Origin of the sequence: Methylopila musalis (genome assembly GCF_042679725.1) — a bacterium.
GTDB lineage: Bacteria > Pseudomonadota > Alphaproteobacteria > Rhizobiales > Methylopilaceae > Methylopila > Methylopila musalis.
On record NZ_JBHTMX010000007.1, the window covers coordinates 36,608 to 56,833 of the forward strand.

16 protein-coding genes and 1 tRNA gene are annotated in these 20,226 nt (G+C 67.9%); 5 read left to right on the top strand and 12 right to left on the bottom strand.

Going from position 1 to position 20,226, the window contains the following annotated elements:
* Positions 1–13: 13 nt before the first annotated feature.
* The 9 genes from ACFQ4O_RS02455 to ssb form a co-directional block, all read right to left on the bottom strand.
* Complete coding sequence (locus ACFQ4O_RS02455) at positions 14–811, bottom strand: ABC transporter ATP-binding protein (protein ID WP_378774053.1); 798 nt, start codon at positions 809–811, stop codon at positions 14–16.
* A gap of 11 nt (positions 812–822) precedes the next feature.
* Positions 823–1,734, bottom strand: a complete 912-nt coding sequence (gene ntrB / locus ACFQ4O_RS02460) for a nitrate ABC transporter permease (protein ID WP_378774054.1) — start codon at positions 1,732–1,734, stop codon at positions 823–825.
* Between the two features lie 67 nt (positions 1,735–1,801).
* Positions 1,802–3,112, bottom strand: a complete 1,311-nt coding sequence (locus tag ACFQ4O_RS02465) for a CmpA/NrtA family ABC transporter substrate-binding protein (protein WP_378774055.1) — start codon at positions 3,110–3,112, stop codon at positions 1,802–1,804.
* A 363-nt stretch (positions 3,113–3,475) separates the two neighbouring features.
* Complete coding sequence (locus ACFQ4O_RS02470; RefSeq protein ID WP_378774056.1) at positions 3,476–4,579, bottom strand: CmpA/NrtA family ABC transporter substrate-binding protein; 1,104 nt, start codon at positions 4,577–4,579, stop codon at positions 3,476–3,478.
* On the bottom strand, positions 4,576–5,163 hold the full coding sequence (locus ACFQ4O_RS02475) for an ANTAR domain-containing response regulator (protein WP_378774057.1): 588 nt from the start codon (positions 5,161–5,163) through the stop codon (positions 4,576–4,578). The genes ACFQ4O_RS02470 and ACFQ4O_RS02475 overlap by 4 nt, the downstream gene beginning before the upstream one ends.
* A gap of 73 nt (positions 5,164–5,236) precedes the next feature.
* Positions 5,237–6,514, bottom strand: coding sequence for an O-antigen ligase family protein (locus ACFQ4O_RS02480; RefSeq protein WP_378774058.1), 1,278 nt, complete (start codon positions 6,512–6,514; stop codon positions 5,237–5,239).
* A complete protein-coding gene (locus ACFQ4O_RS02485) occupies positions 6,511–8,019 on the bottom strand; it encodes an undecaprenyl-phosphate glucose phosphotransferase (RefSeq protein WP_378774059.1) in 1,509 nt (502 codons plus the stop codon). The genes ACFQ4O_RS02480 and ACFQ4O_RS02485 overlap by 4 nt, the downstream gene beginning before the upstream one ends.
* 90 nt (positions 8,020–8,109) lie before the next feature.
* The gene (locus ACFQ4O_RS02490) at positions 8,110–9,252 is read right to left on the bottom strand and encodes a glycosyltransferase family 4 protein (RefSeq protein WP_378774060.1); all 1,143 of its coding nucleotides are present in this window, start codon (positions 9,250–9,252) and stop codon (positions 8,110–8,112) included.
* Between the two features lie 173 nt (positions 9,253–9,425).
* Positions 9,426–9,947 (bottom strand): single-stranded DNA-binding protein, encoded by a 522-nt coding sequence (gene ssb / locus ACFQ4O_RS02495; RefSeq protein ID WP_378774061.1) that lies wholly within the window; start codon positions 9,945–9,947, stop codon positions 9,426–9,428.
* A gap of 518 nt (positions 9,948–10,465) precedes the next feature.
* Between ssb and uvrA the strand changes: the two genes are divergently transcribed.
* Positions 10,466–13,330 carry an excinuclease ABC subunit UvrA gene (gene uvrA / locus ACFQ4O_RS02500; protein ID WP_378774062.1) on the top strand — a complete coding sequence of 955 codons (2,865 nt, stop codon included), beginning with the start codon at positions 10,466–10,468 and terminating at the stop codon, positions 13,328–13,330.
* Positions 13,331–13,531: 201 nt separating this feature from the next.
* Here the strand turns inward: uvrA and ACFQ4O_RS02505 are convergent.
* Both ACFQ4O_RS02505 and ACFQ4O_RS02510 read right to left on the bottom strand, forming a co-directional pair.
* Positions 13,532–13,608 (bottom strand) — tRNA-Lys (locus tag ACFQ4O_RS02505).
* Between the two features lie 25 nt (positions 13,609–13,633).
* Complete coding sequence (locus ACFQ4O_RS02510; RefSeq protein ID WP_378774063.1) at positions 13,634–13,924, bottom strand: sulfurtransferase TusA family protein; 291 nt, start codon at positions 13,922–13,924, stop codon at positions 13,634–13,636.
* 167 nt (positions 13,925–14,091) lie between these two features.
* On the opposite strand from ACFQ4O_RS02510, the gene fdnG reads away from it, so the two are divergent.
* The 3 genes from fdnG to ACFQ4O_RS02525 are packed head-to-tail and all read left to right on the top strand — an operon-like array spanning position 14,092 to position 18,796.
* On the top strand, positions 14,092–17,178 hold the full coding sequence (gene fdnG, locus ACFQ4O_RS02515; protein ID WP_378774064.1) for a formate dehydrogenase-N subunit alpha: 3,087 nt from the start codon (positions 14,092–14,094) through the stop codon (positions 17,176–17,178).
* A 14-nt stretch (positions 17,179–17,192) separates the two neighbouring features.
* Positions 17,193–18,131 carry a formate dehydrogenase subunit beta gene (fdxH, locus tag ACFQ4O_RS02520; RefSeq protein WP_378774065.1) on the top strand — a complete coding sequence of 313 codons (939 nt, stop codon included), beginning with the start codon at positions 17,193–17,195 and terminating at the stop codon, positions 18,129–18,131.
* On the top strand, positions 18,131–18,796 hold the full coding sequence (locus ACFQ4O_RS02525) for a formate dehydrogenase subunit gamma (RefSeq protein ID WP_378774066.1): 666 nt from the start codon (positions 18,131–18,133) through the stop codon (positions 18,794–18,796). Before fdxH ends, ACFQ4O_RS02525 begins: the two co-directional genes overlap by 1 nt.
* A gap of 432 nt (positions 18,797–19,228) precedes the next feature.
* Here ACFQ4O_RS02525 and ACFQ4O_RS02530 read toward each other — a convergent pair whose 3' ends face one another.
* On the bottom strand, positions 19,229–19,387 hold the full coding sequence (locus tag ACFQ4O_RS02530) for a hypothetical protein (protein ID WP_378774067.1): 159 nt from the start codon (positions 19,385–19,387) through the stop codon (positions 19,229–19,231).
* A gap of 300 nt (positions 19,388–19,687) precedes the next feature.
* Between ACFQ4O_RS02530 and fdhE the strand changes: the two genes are divergently transcribed.
* Positions 19,688–20,226, top strand: a 539-nt coding sequence (gene fdhE, locus ACFQ4O_RS02535) for a formate dehydrogenase accessory protein FdhE domain-containing protein (protein WP_378774068.1), incomplete at its 3' end; no start/stop codon positions are given.

Genomic DNA, 20,226 nt, shown 5'->3' on the forward strand with positions numbered 1-20,226 from the left:
TCTCCAAGGCTCCTCAGGCCGCCTCGACGAAGCGATGGCGCTCGTAAAGGAACTTGAGCACCGCCGCGCGGGCCGCGATGTAGGCGCGGTCGGACACCAGCTCCAGCCGCTTGCGCGGCCGCTCCAACGGCACGTCGAGGATCTCGCCGATGCGGGCCGAGGGGCCGTTGGTCATCATCACGATGCGGTCCGAGAGCAGCACGGCCTCGTCCACGTCGTGGGTGATCATCAGCACCGTGTTGTTCAGCTCCGCCTGGATCTGCATGACCTGGTCCTGCAGATGGGTGCGGGTGAGGGCGTCGAGCGCGCCGAACGGCTCGTCCAGCAGCAAGACCTTGGGCTGCATGGCGAGCGCCCGGGCGATGCCGATGCGCTGCTTCATGCCGCCGGAGATCTCGGACGGGCGCCGGTCCTTGGCGTGGGCCATGTTCACCAGCTCGATCTGGCGCATGGTCCAGTCGTGGCGCTCGGCCTTGGTCTTGGTGCGGGCGAACACCTTGTCGACCGCGAGCGCCACGTTCTCGTAGGCCGTGAGCCAGGGCAGCAGCGAGTGGTTCTGGAACACCACCGCGCGGTCCGGGCCGGGCTCGTCCACCACCTTGCCTTCGAGGAAGACGACGCCCTTGGTCACAGGCGTCAGCCCCGCGACGATGTTCAGCAACGTGGACTTGCCGCAGCCGGAATGGCCGATGATGGAGATGTATTCGCCCTTCTTCACCTCCAGCGACACGTCCTTCAGCACCTCGTTGGTGACGGCGCCGCGGGTGAAGCTCTTGTCCACATGCTCGATTTTCAGGAACGGAACGGTCATCGCGGCTCTCCTCAGGCGCTGGCGGCGCCGCGCGTGATCGCGCTGGCGATGAAGGCGACGACGCGATCGAGGATGAAGCCGACCACGCCCACGTAGATCAGCGCCAGAATGATGTCGCTGATGTTGGATGAGTTCCACGCGTCCCAGATGAAGAAGCCGATGCCGACGCCGCCGATGAGCATCTCGGCCGCGACGATCGCGAGCCAGGACAGGCCGACGCCGATGCGAAGACCCGTGAAGATGTACGGGGCCGCGGCCGGGAGCATGATCTTGACGAAATATTCGAAGCCGTTGAGCCGGATCACCTTGGCGACATTTACGTAGTCGCTCGGGATGTTCCGGATGCCGACGGCGGTGTTGATGATGATCGGCCAGACCGAGGTGATGAAGATCACGAAGATCGCCGAGGGCTGGCCGTCCCGGAACGCGGCGAGCGACAGCGGCAGCCACGCGAGCGGGGGCACGGTGCGCAGCACCTGGAAGATGGGATCGAGACCGCGCATGGCCCAGGCGGACTGGCCGACCAGCACGCCGAGCGCCACGCCCACCACCACCGCGATGGCGTAGCCGACCGCGACCCGCTGCAGGCTCGCCAGCAGGTGCCAGAACAGGCCCTTGTCCAGCCCGCCGCGATCGTAGAACGGATCGATCAGCAGCTCCCAGGTGTCGGAGATCACCTGGCTCGGCGGCGGCAGGGCGGAGCCCGGCTGCGAGCAGATCATCTCCCAGAGGAACAGCAGCAGCGCCAGCACCACCAGCGGCGGAACCAGATTGGTCAGCGTCCAGTCGCGGGCGGCCCCGAGCGTCTTGGCGACGCGGGACGGGGAGGACTTGGCCGCCGCCGGCAGCGCCACCACGGTGGCGGAGGGCGCGGCCGGCTTCGGCGCGCGGGCGTCGTCGAGTTTCAGAACGGGGGCCGACATGGCGGAATCCTTCGGCGGTTGACGGAGGAGGGGACGCGGGCCGGGCGCGCGTCCCCGAAGGCCTCGCTTACGCGAGGCGCTTGATCGCGAGGCTGTCGAGGTAGGCCTGCGGGTTCTCGGGGTCGAAGGTCTTGCCGTCGAAGAAGGTCTCGACGCCGCGGGAGGTGGAGGCGGGCGCGGTGGCGCCGTCGACCGCCTTGGCCGCCTCGCGCCAGAGATCCTCGCGGTTCACCTTGGCGATCATGGCCTTGAGGTCCGCGCCGGCGTCGAGCTTGCCCCAGCGCACGTCCTCGGTGAGGAACCACAGGTCGTGGCTCTGGAACGGGTAGGACACCGCGCCGCCGCCCCAGAACTTCATCAGGCCCTTGCTGTTCTCCACCACCCGGCCGTCGCCGTAGTCGTAGACGCCGGACAGGCGGCCGACGATGTCCTTCACCGGCACGTTGAACCAGGCGCGGGTGCCCACCGTCTTGGCCACCTCCTCCTTGTTCGCCGGATCGTCGCAGAAGGCCTGCGCCTCCATCACCGCGGCGAGGATGGCCTTGGCGGCGATCGGGTGCTTGTCGACCCAGGAGGCGCGCATGGCGAGCGACTTCTCGGGGTGGTTCTCCCACAGCTCCGAGGTGTTGCAGGCGGTGAAGCCGATGCCCTGGCCCACGAGCTGGCCCGGCCACGGCTCGCCGACGCAGAACGCGTCCATGGTGCCGACCTTCATGTTGGCCACCATCTGCGGCGGCGGCACCACGATGGTCTCCACGTCCTTGTCGGGATCGATGCCGGCGGCGGCCAGCCAGTAGCGGAGCCAGAGGTCGTGGGTGCCGCCGGGGAAGGTCATGGCCACCCTGGCCTGCTGGCCGGCGGCCTTCTTCTTCAGGAACTCGTCCTTCAGGGGCGTGGCGTCGACGGTCGGCTTCAGGCCCTTGTAGGCGGAGCCGACGGAGATCGCCTGCGCGTCGTAGTTGAGGCGCGCGAGGATGTACATCGGCAGCGGAATGTTCTGCTGCGTCACCTTGCCGGCCGAGATCAGGTACGGCATCGGGCTCAGGATGTGGGCGCCGTCGATGCCGTTGCCCTCGGAGCCGAGCACCAGATTGTCGCGGGTGGTGCCCCAGGAGGCCTGCTTCACCACCTGCACGTCGGTCATGCCGTGCTTGGCGAAGAAGCCCTTCTCCTTGGCGATGATCAGCGGAGAGCTGTCGGTGAGGGCGATGTAGCCCAGGGTCGCCTTCGTCGTTTCGGGCCCTGCGCCCTGCGCGAACACGCCCGAGGGCGAAAGGACGCGCGCGGCCGCCAGCGTGGCCGCGGCGCCTGCGCCGGCGCGCAGGACGGTGCGGCGGCTCAGGCCCGAAGTCAGAAAGGTCGAGAGGTCTTTGCTCATCTCAGTCGTCGGCTCCGTGCGCGCCCATCGGCGCTGTGGTCGTCGGACGACCGCTCCCCTCGAAGCGATCGGAGAACAAAAAAAGCCGCTGTCTGGACAAGCGGGATCGCGTGTCAGATCAGCGGCGGTGCTGGCGCCCATCGTTGGGCCGGTGAAAGGAGGCGTCGTCGGCGGCGCCGGCTTTCGTGTTTTCATATGCAGACAGCGTGCCAACTGCCGGCCGAGCGCCGTCACGGTTCAAATTTGAACGATTAAAGGGTTGGAAGGTCCGGCCGCGCCATCGCGCGCAGCCGCTGCGGCGCCGCAGCGAAGCGCAGCGGGCGCCTTAATCGTAAGCGATGGTCAATAGGAAGGCAGGGCGGCTCAGCCGCCGTTGAACAGCCCCAAGGGGTCTTCGGCCACAGCCGGCGGGGCCGCGCCGACGGCGCGGTCGTAGAGGTCCGGGCGGTAGACCGCGGCCGCCCGCTCGGCTTCCTCCGCCTCGCCGCCGGCCTGCCGCCAGCGCGTCATCTGCGCATAGAGCCAGAGCGCGTGGCGCGGATCGGGCCGAAGCGCATGGTCCCGGCCGAAGATCTGGTAGTCGTCGTTGGCGCGCACGCCGCGCCCCACCTCCAGCCGCCCGTCGAGCGCGGCGCGGATGACGCCGGCCGGCACGTCGAGCCGGTCGGGCGACGACAGCAGCGTCGCCAGATCGTCGTGGTTCGCGGGATCGTCGCACCAGGCGGCGGCCTTCAGGCAGGCGCGGGTCAGGGCGTCCGCGCGGTCGGGCGCGTCGGTGAGCCAGCTCTCGCGCACGGCGAGCACCTTCTCCGGGCAGCGCGCCACCAGATCGACGGCGAGATGGACGATGCGCCCGAGCCCGAGGCTGACCGCCACCGCGTTCCACGGCGCGCCGACGCAGAAGCCGTCCACATGCCCGTGCTCCAGCGCGTCCACCATGTAGGGCGGCGGCACCACGGCGAGGCGCACGTCCTCGTCGGGCGCGAGGCCGGCCTCGGCGAGCCAGAGTCGCAGCAGGTAGTTGTGACTGGAGAACGGGAAGGTCATGCCGAGCGTCGGCTGCTCGTCGCCGCGGGCGCGCCGCGCCCGCACGAGCGACGCGAAGGCGGCTCCCGTGGCGCGCGGGTCGAACAGGTTCGCGTCCGGCGCCAGATGCTCCAGCAGCTCGTCGTAGAGATGGGGCGAGAAGGTGATGGCGTTGCCGTTGAGCCCGCAGGTCACGGGCGCGGCCAGCGGCGCCTTCAGGGCCCCGAGCCCGAGCGAGGTGGCGATGGCGAGCGGCGCCAGCAGATGCGCAACGTCGAAATGCCCGAGCGTCAGCCGGTCGCGGATGTTCGACCACGACACCTCGCGCGCCAGATCGATGGCGAAGCCTTCCGCCGCGGCGAAGCCCACATCCGCCGCCACGATCGGGATCGCGGCGTCCACGAGGGGAATGAAGCCGATACGCACCCGGTCGAGGGTCATCCCAGAAGCTCCGCGGCGGTGACCACCGATTGCGCGATCTCAGCGATCTTCTTCTTCTCGTTCATGGCGACCTTGCGCAGCAGGCCGTAGGCTTCCTCCTCGCCGATGTTGCGGCTGCGCATGAGGATGCCCTTGGCGCGGTCCACCACTTTGCGCTCCTCGAGCTGGCTGCGGGCCTGTTCGAGCTCCGTGCGTAGCTTGGAGAAGGCGTGGAAGCGGCTGATGGTGGTGTCGAGGATCGGCTTCACGCGCTCGCGCTTCAGCCCGTCCACCACATAGGCGGAGACGCCGGCGTCGATGGCGGCCTCGATCGCCGCATGGTCGGTCTGGTCCACGAACATGCCCACCGGCCGCCGCACCGCGCGGCTCACCTGGAACATCTGCTCCAGCACGTCGCGGCTCGGGTCGGCGAGGTCGATCAGGATCACGTCCGGATCGATGGCGTAGATGCGCTCCAGCAGATTGGCGTGGTCGGCGATGCGCATGATGTTCGCATGGCCCGCGTCGCGCAGTCCCTCCTCCAGGATCGCGGCGCGCACCGGACTGGCGTCGATCAGCACGATCTTGAGCGGCCGCTCGGCCATGGCTCGGTCCGTCGTCGTCGGTGAAGCGTCGGCCTTCGGCCCGTCGCGTCGGGTGGCCTGCGTCACAGATGGATCACCTCGCCGGCGCGTCCACCAGCCGGCGCGACGTCGCATCGGACGCCGATCGCCGCAGCTTTTCGAACCGGGCGGTCGCGCCGATCAGGCCCCAGGTGATGCCGAGCAGCGCCCATTGGTGGCGCCAGTGGTCCACGTCGATCACCCAGGCCTCCATCATCAGCACGAGCCAGGTGGAGTAGGCGCAGATGAAGATGGGCCGCCACGGCGTCGGCGACAGCACGTAGCGCCCGCCGAACACCGCCGTGATCACCACAAGCGCGATGAGCGATATGCCGCCGAGCCAGCCGTAGGACAGGAAGGCGTTGAGATAGGTGTTGTGCACGTCCGAGCCGAACATGCGTGCGAACTCGTAGATGCCGATGCCGAGCGGCTGCACCAGCGCGATCTGGGCGCCGAGCAGGTGACGGCCGAAGCGGCCGTAGCGGCCGGAATCGTAACCCTGTTCGAGGCTGGCGCGCTCCGCAAACAGGTTCGACACCGACGGCAGGCTGAGCAGCACCAGAATGAGCAGCGTCGCGCACACCGCCGCTCCGCAGCAGATCAGCAGGATGCGCGCCCGGCGCGCGGGGCTGGGCGAGGCGAGGATCGTCAGACCCGTCATCAGCGCGGCGGAGGCGATCAGATGGCCCCACGAGCCGCGGGAGAAGCTGAGGAAGATGCCGCTCACGATCACGCCGAGCGGCACGAGGATGAAGATGATCTGCCGCAGCCGCTCGGCGGCGTAGAGCCGCTGGATCAGGATCAGCGCCGGGAAGATCAGGTACGGCGCGTAGACGTTCGGGTCCTTGAACGCGCCCTTGGCGCGGCCGTAGAGCAGGAACTTGTCCGAGCCCGGCCCGAGGTGGAAATAGCCGATGATCGCCAGCGCGCCGCCGAAGACCGCCGCCACCACCCATGCGTTGGCGATCAGCCGCGCCCGGATCTCCGTCCGGTCCGCCAGCAGCAGGGCGTAGAACACGCCCGTGACCGCAAGGAAGACGCCGACGATGGTCCATTTCAGCGTGTCCGGCCGGCTGATGACCAGCGAGAGCGTCAGTACCGCGCCGAGCTGGTAGAGCGCCACCAGCGTCACGAACGGCAGCAGCGTGCGCGGCAGCGTCAGCCCGGTGAGCGAGAACAGCACGATCGCCAGCACGAACAGCAGGTCGTAGGGCGCCGGCTCGAACATGACGACGAAGCTCGTCAGCACCGCGATGGCGACGAGCCCCTCGCGCAGCGTCTCGACGCCGATCGTCAGCGGGCGCGCGGCCCCGAGGGCGGACGCCTGGCTCAATAGGCGTTGTCCGTCTTGGCGAGGGCGAAGGGCGTCTTGATGAGGATCATGGCGTCGAACAGGATCGACCAGTTCTCGATGTAATAGAGGTCGTGGTCGATGCGGCGCTTCAGCTTGTCGCTGGTGTCGACCTCGCCGCGCCAGCCGTTGATCTGCGCCCAGCCGGTGACGCCGGGCTTGACCTTGTGGCGGGCGAAATAGCCGTCGACCACGTCGTTCCAAAGGGTCTCCGAGGTGTGCGCGTTCACCGCGTGCGGGCGCGGGCCGACCAGCGACAGCTCGCCCTTCAGCACGTTGAACAGCTGCGGCAGCTCGTCGATCGAGGTCTTGCGGATGAAGCGGCCGACCTTGGTGACGCGGGAGTCGTTCTTGGTCACCACGGTCTTCGCGTCCGGATCCGCCATCTCGTGCCGGAGCGAGCGGAACTTGAAGACGTCGATGACCTCGTTGTTGAAGCCGTAGCGCTTCTGGCGGAAGAACACCGGGCCGGGGCTGTCGAGCTTGATGGCGATCGCGGTGGCGATCATCAGCGGCGCGAGCACGATCAGCGCCAGCGTTCCCACGATCAGGTCGAAGGCGCGCTTGATCACGAAGTCCCAGTTGGCGATCGGCTTCTCGGCCAGCTCCACCATGGGGATCGAGCCCACATAGGAGTAGGCGCGGGGGCGGTAGCGCAGCTTGTCGGTGTGGGCCGAGAGGCGGATATCCACCGGGAGCACCCACAGCGTCTTGAGGATTTCGCGCACCCGGCCGGCGGCCGAGACCGGGATCGTCACGATCAGCAGGTCGATCCGCGCCACCCGGCCGAACTCCACCAGCTCCGCCACGGTGCCGAGCTTCGGATAGCCCGCCACGATCGCCGGCGAACGGTCGTTGGAGCGGTCGTCGAACACGCCGCAGATGTGCACGTCGTTGCCGGGCGTGCTCTCCAGCGCCCGGATGAGCTCGCCCGCGGGCTCGCCGCCGCCGACGATCACGGCCTTTCGGCCGAGCCGTCCGTCCGCCGCCCAGCGCCGCACCAGCGCCGTCAGCACGAGGCGGGAGATCAGGAAGGCGAGGGCGCCCAGCACGAACCACAGGCCGAGCCAGCGCCTTTCCACCGCGCCGCCGAAATCGAGGAAGCTGCCGACCACCGCGAAGCCGGCGAAGGTCAGCGTCCAGGCGCCGAGCATGCGGCCGAGCTGGCCGCCGAACACCCGGAACGCCACCACGTGATAGGCGTCCGCGGCCTGCGCGAAGATCAGCGTCAGCACGGTCGCGGCGAGCGTCGCGACCACATAGGTCCAAGGCGCCGAGAGCGCGCCCTGGTGCAGAACGGCGTAGGCGCCGAGCGACGTCAGCACGATGGCCGCGACGTCGAAGAACCGGACGGCGCCCACCAGCAGAACCTGCGAGATGGAGGACTGACGGAACTGCTCCGCGATTTCCCGCGCCTCGTCGTTCAGCCGCGCCTGGCGCGGCTTTTCGGGGCGGTTTTCGGGAGGGGCAGTCTCAAGCGTCGACATGGAAGCCCCAGTCACGACGGTGATCTCCGATCGAACGGCCGGAAGATGCCATGCAAGCCACAATAAGAGCTTACGCGCTCCATGTGGACGTTAAACCGACTTCGCCCGCAGCGCATCGCGGTAAACGGTTTCCACGCGCGCGGCCATGCCGGCGCGGGAGAACTCGTCCCCGATGTGGTCGCGCAGCAGCCGCGCCTGCGTTTTCGCGGCGGCGGGATCGCGCAGGCCCTCGGCCATGGCGTCGCCGAGCGCCGCGCTGTCGCCGGGCGTCACGAGCGCGTCGGCGTAAGGGCCGAAGATTTCCGGAATGCCGCCCGCGGCGGTGGAGACGATGGGCAGGCCCGCCGCGATCGATTCGAGCACCACATAGGGCATGGATTCCGCACGCGACGGCACCACGATCGCCCGCCCCATGGCGAAGGCGCGCCGGGCCGGCGTTGAGGGCGCGAAGCGGACGAGCTCCGACAGGCCGCGTTCCGCGACGGTCGCGCGGTAGCGCGCCTCGTCCGGCCCGTCGCCCACGATGGTGGCGCTGGCGGCGCGGCCCTCCGCCTTCAGCCGGGCGAGCGCCTCGATGAACACGTCGACGCCCTTCAGGTCCCGCAGCATGCCGAGATAAAGGAAGTCTGTGGCGTCGGCGTCGGGCGCGACGGGGTCGAACTCGTCCGGCGCCAGGCCGTTGCGCACCACCGCGGTCCGGCAGCGCGGGGCGCCGACCTTCTCCACATAGGCGTTCGCCTCATAGGCGCTCACATGGATCATGGCGTCGGTCAGGCGCTCCAGCGCCCGCTCGACGCGGAAATAGATCCGGCCCTCGAGCGAGCCGGCGTCGTAATGCAGGCTGCCGCCATGGGGGGCGTAGATTCGGGCGACCGGCCGGGCGCGGCCGAGCCAGGCGCCCACGAGACGGCCGAACACGCCGCCCTTGGCGCCGTGGGCGTGCACCACGTCCGGCGCGAGCGGGGACAGCAGGCCATGTACCCGCGACAGCGCCGTGATGTCCGACGGCGCCACGTGGCGGGCGATGGGGATGCGGTGCGCGCCGAGCGACAGGCGCGGAGCGAGCGCCGCGATCTTGGCGTCCTCGAACGGGCCGATGGTCAGGCTGTCGCAGACGAATCCGACCTCGTGGCCCGTGTCGGCCTGCGCCTCGGCCAGATCCGCGATATGGCGGAAAATGCCTCCGACCGGCGAACGGACCAGATGGACGATCCGGAGAGTTTTGGACGTCATGGCGCGGCCTTGGCGGACCCCTTATCTTCGCGCCGCGGCCGCGCGCCGCCACGCGCGCCGCAGATCCGGGAGATCCGGCGCGGGGACCCTAGGCCGCCGTCGGTAAAAATCCCGTGTCGCTGACGCGGAATTCCGGAAGGGGAGGCGAAGACGAGGCGCAGCGTCCCGTCAGGTCAGAACGGGATGTCGTCGTCCATAGAGGAGTCGCTGTACCCGCCACGGCCGCCGGCGCCGGAGGAGGGGGCCGGAGACGAAGGCCTGCGGTTCTCGATCGGGCTCGACCGGCCGAAGCTGTCGCCGCCGCCACCGCCCTCATAGGCGTCGTCGCCGCCCCCGCCGCCGCTGCGGCCGTCGAGCAGCGTGAGGTCGCCGCGGAAGCGCTGGATCACGATCTCCGTGGTGTAGCGCTCGGCGCCGGACTGGTCGGTCCACTTGCGGGTCTGGAGCTGCCCCTCCACATAGACCTTGGAGCCCTTGCGCAGATACTGCTCCGCGATCTTCGCCAGATTGTCGTTGAAGATCACCACGGAGTGCCACTCCGTCTTCTCGCGCCGCTCGCCGCTCTGCTTGTCGCGCCAGTTTTCCGACGTGGCGATGCGCAGATTCACCACCGGCTCGCCGGAGTTCAGGCGGCGCACCTCGGGGTCGCGGCCGAGATTGCCCACCAGAATGACCTTGTTGACGCTGCCCGCCATGACGACCTCCAGATTTCCGAGCGCGCACCCTAAACCCGCCGCGGCGGCGCGTCGCGCCGGCGGCGGGCTTGTCCACAACGGCCTGCGGGGGCACTGTTTTGATGGACAGAAGCTTTTGTTCCTTTTATGTTCCTTAACATGGCGTGCGGCGCCCGGCAAGCCGATGGCTTGACGATGGAGCCGCGCGACCGAACTGACAGCCGACGGCGGCGTTCCGATCCGCCACAAGATGGTGCGGCATGACGACAGAACGTTCACGGACCGGCGCCGGCCGGACGACGAAGGCCGGCGTCAAGCCCGCTCGCGCGCCGGCTTCGACCAAGCCTGCGCGGTCCGACGCGCCTAAGAGCAAGGCGCCCACCGGCGCCACGTCCGCTGCGCCTGCTGGCGCGAAGAGCAAGGCGCCCGCGAGGGTCACGTCTGCGGTCGTCACTGGGGCGAAGGCGACGTCTCCCGCCGCGCTGGAGGCCGCGTTCGACGCCGCTGCCGAGACGCGGCTGTCCGTGCGGGACGGAAGGATGATCTCGGTCCGGGGCGCGCGGGAGCACAATCTCAAGAACGTCGATCTCGACATTCCCCGCGACAAGCTGGTGGTGTTCACCGGGCTTTCGGGCTCGGGCAAGTCGTCGCTCGCCTTCGACACCATCTACGCGGAAGGCCAGCGCCGCTATGTGGAGAGCCTGTCGGCCTACGCCCGCCAGTTCCTGGAGATGATGCAGAAGCCGGATGTGGACCAGATCGATGGTCTGTCGCCGGCGATCTCCATCGAGCAGAAGACCACCTCCAAGAACCCGCGCTCCACTGTCGGCACCGTCACGGAGATCTACGACTACATGCGCCTGCTGTGGGCGCGCGTCGGCATCCCCTATTCGCCCGCGACCGGCCTGCCGATCGAGAGCCAGACCGTGAGCCAGATGGTGGATCGGCTGCTGGCGCTGCCCGAGGGCTCGCGACTCTATCTCCTTGCGCCGGTGGTGCGCGGCCGCAAGGGCGAATACCGCAAGGAGATCGCCGAGTTTCAGAAGAAGGGCTATCAGCGGCTGAAGGTGGACGGCGCCTTCTACGAGATCGCCGACGCGCCCACGCTCGACAAGAAGCTGAAGCACGACATCGACGTGGTGGTGGACCGGGTCGTCATCCGTGACGACATCGCGAGCCGCCTCGCCGACAGTCTGGAGCAGGCGCTGGGACTGGCGGACGGCATCGCGATCGCCGAATTCGCCGACCAGACGGACGAGGACGGGAACCCAAAGCGGCTGACCTTCTCGGAAAAGTTCGCCTGTCCGGTGTCCGGCTTCACCATCGCCGAGATCGAGCCGCGGCTGTTCTCGTTCAACAACCCCTTCGGCGCCTGCCCGGCCTGCGACGGCCTCGGCGCGGAGCTCGCGGTCGATCCCAATCTGGTGGTCCCCGATGGCGGCGCCACCCTGCGCAAGGGCGCCATCGCGCCCTGGGCGCGCTCGACCTCGCCCTATTACATCCAGACGCTGGACGCGCTCGCCAAGCATTACGATTTTTCGCTCACCAAGCCCTGGGCGGACCTGCCGGAGAAGGCGAAGAACGTCATTCTCTACGGTTCGGGCTCGGAGAAGGTGCGCTTCGTCTATGACGACGGGCTGCGCTCCTACGAGACGGTGAAGACCTTCGAGGGCGTCGTGCGCAATCTGGAGCGGCGCTACAAGGAGACGGAGAGCGACTGGTCCCGCGAGGAGATCGGCCGCTACATGTCCGACGTGCCGTGCCTCGTCTGCGAAGGCTACCGGCTGAAGCCCGAGGCGCTGGCCGTGCGGGTGTCGGACCGGCACATCGGCGCGGCGGCGCGGCTGTCGGTGCGGGCGGCGCACGCCTGGTTTGAGGACCTGCCGCAGCATCTCACGACCAAGCAGAACGAGATCGCCTTCCGCATCCTGAAGGAAATCCGCGACCGGCTGCGCTTTCTGGTGGATGTGGGGCTCGACTACCTCACGCTCGCGCGCAATTCCGGCTCGCTGTCCGGCGGCGAAAGCCAGCGCATCCGGCTGGCGAGCCAGATCGGCTCAGGGCTCACCGGCGTGCTCTACGTGCTGGACGAGCCCTCCATCGGCCTGCACCAGCGCGACAACGAGCGGCTGCTCGGCACGCTCGAGCGGCTGCGCGACCTCGGCAACACCGTGATCGTGGTGGAGCATGACGAGGACGCCATCCGCCTCGCCGACTATGTGGTGGACGTGGGCCCCGGCGCCGGCGTCCACGGCGGTCGCATCATCGCGCAGGGCACGCCCGACGAGGTGATGGCCGATCCGGCCAGCTTGACCGGCAAGTATCTGACCGGCGAGCTGACGGTGCCGACGCCTGCGCGGCGGCGTCCGTTCGACAAAAAGAAGACGCTGAAGGTGGTCGGCGCGCGATCGAACAATCTGAAGGACGTGACCGCGGAAATCCCGCTCGGCTGCTTCACCTGCGTGACCGGAGTGTCCGGCGGCGGCAAGTCCACGCTGCTGATCGACACCGTGTTCAAGGCGGCGGCGCGTAAGCTGAACGGCGCCAACGAGAACCCCGGCGCCCACGAGCGCATCGAGGGCTTCGAGGCGATCGACAAGGTGATCGACATCGACCAGTCGCCGATCGGGCGCACGCCGCGGTCGAACCCCGCCACCTACATCGGCGCCTTCACGCCGATCCGCGACTGGTTCGCCGGCCTGCCGGAGTCCAAGGCGCGCGGCTACCAGCCGGGGCGGTTCTCGTTCAACGTCAAGGGCGGCCGCTGCGAGGCCTGCCAGGGCGATGGCGTCATCAAGATCGAGATGCACTTCCTGCCGGACGTCTACGTCACCTGCGACGTTTGCAAGGGCAAGCGCTACGACCGCGAGACGCTGGAGGTGCTCTACCGCGGCAAGTCGATCGCCGACGTGCTGGACATGACGGTCGACGAGGCGGCCGAGTTCTTCAAGGCGGTGCCGTCGATCCGGGAGAAGATGGAGACGCTGGCCAAGGTCGGCCTCGGCTACGTCAAGGTCGGCCAGCCCGCCACCACGCTGTCCGGCGGCGAGGCCCAGCGGGTGAAGCTCTCCAAGGAGCTGTCCCGCCGTTCAACGGGGCGCACGCTCTACATCCTAGACGAACCGACGACGGGCCTGCACTTCCACGACGTGGCCAAGCTGCTGGAGGTGCTCCACCAGCTGGTGGACCAGGGCAACACGGTCGCCGTGATCGAGCACAATCTCGAGGTCATCAAGACCGCGGACTGGATTGTGGACATGGGCCCGGAAGGCGGCGACGGCGGCGGCATGGTGGTCGCGGCCGGAACGCCCGAGCAGATCGCCCCCGACGAGGCGAGCCACACCGGTCGCTTCCTCGCCGAGGTGCTGCGCCGTCGTCCGTTGAAGAAACAGGCGGCGGAGTAGGCGCGAGGTGACGCAGCTCCGCCGCGCTCAAGCCTACGCTTTCCGCAGCCTCCTCGCCCCGCTCACACGTGCGCCTTGGCGGCCGGCCGGCGCACAAGCGCAGGGCGCAGCCGCGAAACGGACAGTCTCACGAGAGACTTTTGAAAAGTCGCACGTTCCCGGTGCGTTCTGCCAGAATTTCAGCTAAGTCATTGATTTTATTGGTGAGCGCGCTGGGACTCGAACCCAGGACCTACTGATTAAAAGTCAGTTGCTCTAACCAACTGAGCTACGCGCCCGCGCCATGTCAGCGCGGCGCGGACACTAGAGGGGGTCGGGCGCGCTTTCAAGCGGATTGGGCGCGGCTTTCTCGATCACGAACAGGAATTCGCCGTGGTCGGTTTCGGTCGCGATCAGCGCGTCGCCCGTCTCCCGCAGGAAATGGGGGATGTCGACGCCTGCGAGCGGGTCGTCGGCGCGCGCGGAAAGCCGTTCGCCGGGCGCCATTCCCGACAGCGCCTTGCGCACCTTCAGCACCGGCAGCGGGCAGCGCAGGCCTCTCAGGTCCAGCGTGGGAAGCGGTCGTCCGTCCTCATCGCGCGTCGTGTCGTTCACAATCTAAACAACTGATTTTCCATGGAATTGTGCGGCATTTCAGAACTGGTCCGGTTTGACATTTGAATTGATACAATCCTACAATCGGACGATTGCGTCAGGAGATGACGCTGTGGCGGCGCGGCGGCCGATGGGCGGTCCGCGCATTCGAAGGAGGATCCTTCCCGATGACGATCGGTGAAGTCTCACGGCGCGGCTTTTTGAAAGCGGCCGGCGTGGGCGTCGCCGGGACCACGCTTGGAGCGATGGGGTTCGGCGGCGCCGAACAGGCCATGGCCCAGGCGGTGCGGCCGTTCAAGCTGGCCCGCATGACGGAGACCCGGAACATCTGCCCCTACTGCTCGGTGGCCTGCGGCGTCATTATGTACAGCCTCGGCGATCGGTCCAAGAACACGCGCGCCGCGCTGATGCACGTGGAGGGCGATCCCGATCACCCCACGAATCGCGGCACGCTCTGCCCCAAGGGCGCGGCTCTGCTGGACTTCGTGCATGCGGAGACCCGGCTGAAGTATCCGATGCACCGCAAGCCGGGCTCGGACAAGTTCGAGCGGGTGTCGTGGGACTTCGCGCTGGACCGCATTGCGCGCCTGATGAAGGACGACCGTGACGCGAACTTCCAGACCACGAACAAGGACGGCGTGACGGTCAACCGCTGGACCTCGGTCGGCTTCCTGGCGGCCTCCGCCACCACCAATGAAACCGGCACGATCACCTACAAGGTGATGCGGTCGCTCGGAACTCTGCCGTTCGACAACCAAGCGCGCGTCTGACACGGACCGACGGTGGCCAGTCTGGCCCCAACATTCGGTCGCGGCGCCATGACGAACGCATGGGGCGACATCAAATACACCGACCTCGTTGTCGTGATGGGCGGCAACGCGGCTGAAGCGCATCCGTGCGGCTTCAAATGGGTGGTCGAGGCCAAGGCCAATCGCGGCGCCAAGCTGATCGTGGTGGACCCGCGCTTCACGCGCACGGCCTCCGTGGCGGACTTCTATTGCCCGATCCGGCCCGGCTCGGACATCGCCTTCCTCGGCGGCGTCATCAATTACCTGCTGGCGAACGACAAGATCCAGAAGGACTACGTCAAGGCCTACACCAACGCCACGTTCCTGGTGAAACCGGAGTTCGGCTGGTCGGAAGGTCTGTTCACGGGCTACAACGAAGAGAAGCGCGACTACGACCGGTCGTCCTGGGACTACCAGATGGACGAGCAGGGCTTCGCCAAGGTCGACGAGACCATGACGGACCCGCGCTGCGTCTTCCAGCTCATGAAGCAGCACTTCGCCACTTACACGCCGGAGCTGGTGGAGCGCGTCTGCGGATCGCCGAAGGACAAGTTCCTCAAGATCTGCGAGATGATCTCGGAGTGTTCGTCGCCGACCAAGACCATGACGTCGATGTACGCGCTCGGCTGGACGCAGCATTCCAAGGGCGCGCAGAACATCCGCGGCATGGCGATGGTGCAGCTTCTGCTCGGCAACATCGGCGTGCGCGGCGGCGGCATGAACGCGCTCCGCGGCCACTCCAACATCCAGGGCCTGACGGACCTCGGACTGCTGTCGAACATGCTTCCCGGCTATCTCAATCTCCCCACGGAGAAGGAGAAGGACTTCGGGACCTACATGTCGACCCGCGGCTTCAAGCCGCTGCGGCCCGGGCAGACCAGTTTTTGGCAGAACTACAAGAAGTTCTTCGTCTCGTTCCAGAAGTCCATGTGGGGCGACAAGGCGACGGCGGAGAACGACTGGGCCTATGACTGGCTGCCCAAGCTGGACGTCACCTATGACGTGCTGCGCACGTTCGAGCTGATGAACCAGGGCAAGATCACCGGCTATGTCTGCCAGGGCTTCAACCCGCTGATGACCTTCCCCAACCGGGGCAAGATCACCTCGGGCCTCGCCAAGCTGAAGTGGCTGGTCACCATGGACCCGCTCGACACGGAGACCTCGCGGTTCTGGGAGAACCACGGCGAATTCAACGACGTGAAGACGGCGGACATCCAGACCGAGGTGTTCCAGCTGCCCACCAGCTGCTTCGCCGAGGACGAGGGCTCCATCGTCAACTCCGGCCGCTGGCTGCAGTGGCACAACGCGGCGGTGTCCCCACCCGCGGAGGCCAAGTCCGACGTCTGGATCATGGCGGGGCTGCATCTGCGCCTGAAGGAGATGTACCTCTCGGAGGGCGGCGCCTTCCCGGATCCGGTGGTGAACCTGCGCTGGCCCTACGCCCAGCCGGAGGAGCCCTCGGCGGAAGAGCTGGCGAAGGAGATGAACGGCCAAGCGCTGGCCGACGTCTACGACCCGACCGATCCGACCAAGGTGCTGGTCCAGAAGGGCAAGCAGGTGGACACCTTCGCGCAGCTGCGCGACGACGGCTCCACCTCCTCGTTCTGCTGGGTCTACGCCGGCTGCTACACGGAAGCCGGCAACCAGACCTCCCGGCGCGACACCTACGATCCGGGCGACACGGGGCTTGCGCCCCGCTGGGCCTGGGCGTGGCCGATCAACCGCCGCATCCTCTACAACCGCGCCTCGTCGGACGTGTCCGGCAAGCCGTGGGACGAGAGCCGCAAGCTGGTGTGGTGGTCGGGCGAGCGCTGGACGGGCTACGACGTGCCGGACTACGGCCCGACGGTGAAGCCCGAGCAGGCGGTCGGTCCCTTCATCATGAACCCGGAGGGCGTGGCGCGGCTGTTCACCCGCGGCATGATGCGCGATGGGCCGTTCCCGTCGCATTACGAGCCGTTCGAGTCGCCGGTGGCGAACGTGATCAACCCGAAGATCCGCGGCAATCCCGCCGCGCGCATCTTCAAGGCGGATCTCGAAGCCCTCGGCTCGGCCGACAAGTTCCCCTATGTCGCCACCAGCTACCGCCTGACGGAGCATTTCCATCAGTGGACCAAGCACGTCTGGGTCAACGCGGCGCTGCAGCCTGAATTCTTCGTGGAGATCTCGGAAGAGCTCGCGAAGGAGAAGGGCATCGAGAAGGGCGGTTGGGTGCGGGTGTGGTCCAACCGCGGCTCGCTCAAGGCCAAGGCGGTGGTGACCAAGCGCATCAAGCCGCTGATGGTGGACGGCCGCGCGGTCCATGTGGTGGGCATTCCCCAGCACTGGGGCTTCATCGGCAAGACGAAGAAGGGCCACAACCCCAATTCGCTGACCCCCTTCGTGGGCGACGCGAACATCGAGACGCCGGAATACAAGGCGTTTTTGGTCAACATAGAGCCGACCTCGGCTCCGGCGGTCGCGTGAGGGAGGGCTGAGAGATGGCTTCCTACCAGTCCCTCGACATCAAGCGCCGCTCGGCCTCCACCTCGACGCCGCCGACCGTGCGGTCGACCGGCCTCGAGGTGGCCAAGCTGATCGACGTCTCGAAGTGCATCGGCTGCAAGGCGTGCCAGTCGGCCTGCCTTGAGTGGAACAACCTGAAGGAAGAGGTCGGGGTCAACACGGGCGTCTACGACAACCCGCACGACCTCACCCCCAACAGCTGGACGCTGATGCGCTTCAGCGAATGGGACAACCCGGACAACGGCAATTTCGAGTGGCTGATCCGCAAGGACGGCTGCATGCATTGCGCCGATCCGGGCTGTCTGAAGGCCTGCCCCTCGCCGGGCGCGATCGTGCAGTACACCAACGGCATCGTGGATTTCGTGTCGGAGAACTGCATCGGCTGCGCCTATTGCGTGAAGGGCTGCCCCTTCAACATTCCGCGCATCAGCCAGGTGGACCGCAAGGCCTACAAATGCACCCTGTGCTCCGACCGGGTGTCGGTCGGCATGGGGCCGGCCTGCGCCAAGGCCTGTCCGACCGCCGCCATCATGTTCGGCACCAAGGAGGACATGAAGGACCAGGCGTCGCGGCGGATCGAGGACCTCAAGTCGCGCGGCTTCGCCAACGCCGGGCTGTACGATCCGGCCGGCGTCGGCGGCACCCATGTGATGTATGTGCTGCATCATCTGGACAAGCCGGAGATCTACGCCGGCCTGCCGAAGGACCCGCAGATCAGCCCGCTGGTCTCCGCCTGGAAGGGCGGGGCGAAGCTGCTGGCGCTGGGGGCGATCGCCTTCGCGGCGGTGGGCGCCTTCTTCCACCACACCATCGTGGGGCCGAACCGCGTCACCGACACGGACGAGGCCAATGCGGCGGATCTGGCGGAAGAGGCCAACGGCGCGCCGCCGACGCCTGAGACGAGGACGCTCTGATGGCGATCGAGATCGAACGCCGGCCGATGATCGTCGAGCGGACGGAGGTGAAGCGCTACTCCGCCTCCGCCCGCGTCAACCACTGGATCACCGCGATCTGCTTCGTGCTGCTCACCTTGAGCGGGCTCGCGCTGTTCCACCCCAGCCTGTTCTTCCTCACCGACCTGTTCGGCGGCGGGGCGAACACCCGCGCCTTCCACCCCTGGATCGGCGTGGTGCTGGTGGCGAGCTTCTCCGTGCTGTTCGTGCGGTTCTGGAAGCTCAACCTCTGGAACCGCGACGACACCCGCTGGATGTCGCAGATCGGCGACGTGGTCAAAGGCGAGGAGGAGCATCTTCCGGAGCTCGGCAAATACAACGCCGGTCAGAAGATGGTGTTCTGGGGCACGTCGCTGCTGCTCGTCGTGCTGCTCGCCTCGGGTCTGGTGATCTGGGACCAGTATTTCCACGGGCTGGTGTCGATCAACGTCAACCGGCTCGCGGCGCTCACCCACTCGCTGGCGGCCATCGGGGCGATCCTGATCATCATCGTCCACATCTACGCCGGCATCTGGGTCAAGGGCACCGTTCGGGCCATGACGCAGGGGCAGGTCACCGGCGGCTGGGCCTGGCGCCACCACCGCAAGTGGCTGCGGTCGAAGGTGAAGGAGACGGACGACCACTGACGATCCACGTCGGATGGTGCGTGTCGCGATGTGCGGACGTCCGTCTGGCCTGCGCGATGTGCGGGCGTGACGGGTTCGCTCCACGCCGGGCGCTTACTTTCTTGTCCCGGCCTTGAGCCGGGACCCAGAAACGTCGGCGCTTCAGCATCAAGCCGCTCGGATGTCGCGCTTTATCGTGTCCGTTGAGGGTCTGGGTCCCGGCTCAAGGCCGGGACAAGGAAGAGCCGCCTTCGGCTCTCGATACGCGGCGTCTTCAAGCCGAGGCGTCGGTGGCCAGGCTCGGCAAGCCGGCGCATCTGGATGTCGGTTCAGGCGGCGAGACGGCCAACCTCTTCGGCGCAAAAACAATCGGGCCGCCCGCGCGTGGCGGACGGCCCGATGTCGGAACGCGAAGGGCGGGGGAGCCTTCGCGAGGCGCTGCGTTCGGCGGGATCAGAGGCCGAACGGGTAGTCGCGATGGGCGCGGTGCAGGGCGCGGCCGGACTCTTCGAAGAACGCCGTGACCTCGGTGAACAGGCGGGCGACGAGGGCGGCGAAGCCGGTGGTTTCGACCGGGGCGGAGGACGCGGTCTGGGCGATGGTGGTGGGCATGGGCCTCATCCTTTAGTCTAGATTTTGCGTGATTGGTATTTGGCATGCCAGCGATGCGGGCGGTACGCCCAAGTTGGCATGCCAGATGTGCGCGGCGAGCGGAGCGCGGTTAAACCGCGTCAACCTCTGCGGCGGTTTCGTGGGCGGCCGCGTGGGTCGAGGGCCTCGCGCGCGCCGGTTGGACGGGCGTCCACGCGGACGCCATATGACGACGGCGCCGGACGGGCGCGGCCCAGCCCGCGCCTTCCGGGCGCCCGATGTGAGACGACGCCGCGTTCGCGGCCGAAATGGAGCATGCGCATGGCCGGTCCCGCCTCACTCGCCCCGACGCCGTCCGACATCGGCGGCGTGGCGCAGCCGCTGTTCGCCGTGCTGCCGGACCCGGAGCGGCTGTTCCTGAGCCGGGCGGAGCGCTTCGAGACGCTGGCGCCGGGCCACCCGCTGGAGGCTTATCTCGGGTTCCTAGCGGAGCTGAGCCGGGCGCAGCACGCGGTGGTCGCCGAACAGCCGCCGGCGCAGGCGCCCGACGCGGATTTTCTGACGCGGGCGGAAGATTTCGCCATGCCGCCGCTCGACCGGGCGCGCATGCGCATGGACGAGACCATTCACGCCGCCTTCGAGCGCCTGCTGGAGCGGGCCGGCGCGATCGCCATGCCGGAACCCGCGGCGGAGGCCGTGCGGCGGCTGCGCGACGGCGGCCGTGAAACGCGGGAGACGGCGCTGAACGACGCGCTGGACAGCGCCGCAGGCGCGGAGGCGCTCGCCGAACACGTGTTCGCGGCGGCGGCGCTGCAGACCCATTTCGTCCGCCTCGCCGCCGCGCTCGACGCGGAGCGGCT

Coding starts and splice junctions, on each gene's coding strand:
- ACFQ4O_RS02455 (WP_378774053.1), bottom strand. CDS start 811: ATGACCGTTCCGTTCCTGAAAATCGAGCATGTGGACAAGAGCTTCACC.
- ntrB (WP_378774054.1), bottom strand. CDS start 1,734: ATGTCGGCCCCCGTTCTGAAACTCGACGACGCCCGCGCGCCGAAGCCG.
- ACFQ4O_RS02465 (WP_378774055.1), bottom strand. CDS start 3,112: ATGAGCAAAGACCTCTCGACCTTTCTGACTTCGGGCCTGAGCCGCCGC.
- ACFQ4O_RS02470 (WP_378774056.1), bottom strand. CDS start 4,579: ATGACCCTCGACCGGGTGCGTATCGGCTTCATTCCCCTCGTGGACGCC.
- ACFQ4O_RS02475 (WP_378774057.1), bottom strand. CDS start 5,163: ATGGCCGAGCGGCCGCTCAAGATCGTGCTGATCGACGCCAGTCCGGTG.
- ACFQ4O_RS02485 (WP_378774059.1), bottom strand. CDS start 8,019: ATGTCGACGCTTGAGACTGCCCCTCCCGAAAACCGCCCCGAAAAGCCG.
- ACFQ4O_RS02490 (WP_378774060.1), bottom strand. CDS start 9,252: ATGACGTCCAAAACTCTCCGGATCGTCCATCTGGTCCGTTCGCCGGTC.
- ssb (WP_378774061.1), bottom strand. CDS start 9,947: ATGGCGGGCAGCGTCAACAAGGTCATTCTGGTGGGCAATCTCGGCCGC.
- uvrA (WP_378774062.1), top strand. CDS start 10,466: ATGATCTCGGTCCGGGGCGCGCGGGAGCACAATCTCAAGAACGTCGAT.
- fdxH (WP_378774065.1), top strand. CDS start 17,193: ATGGCTTCCTACCAGTCCCTCGACATCAAGCGCCGCTCGGCCTCCACC.
- ACFQ4O_RS02525 (WP_378774066.1), top strand. CDS start 18,131: ATGGCGATCGAGATCGAACGCCGGCCGATGATCGTCGAGCGGACGGAG.
- ACFQ4O_RS02530 (WP_378774067.1), bottom strand. CDS start 19,387: ATGCCCACCACCATCGCCCAGACCGCGTCCTCCGCCCCGGTCGAAACC.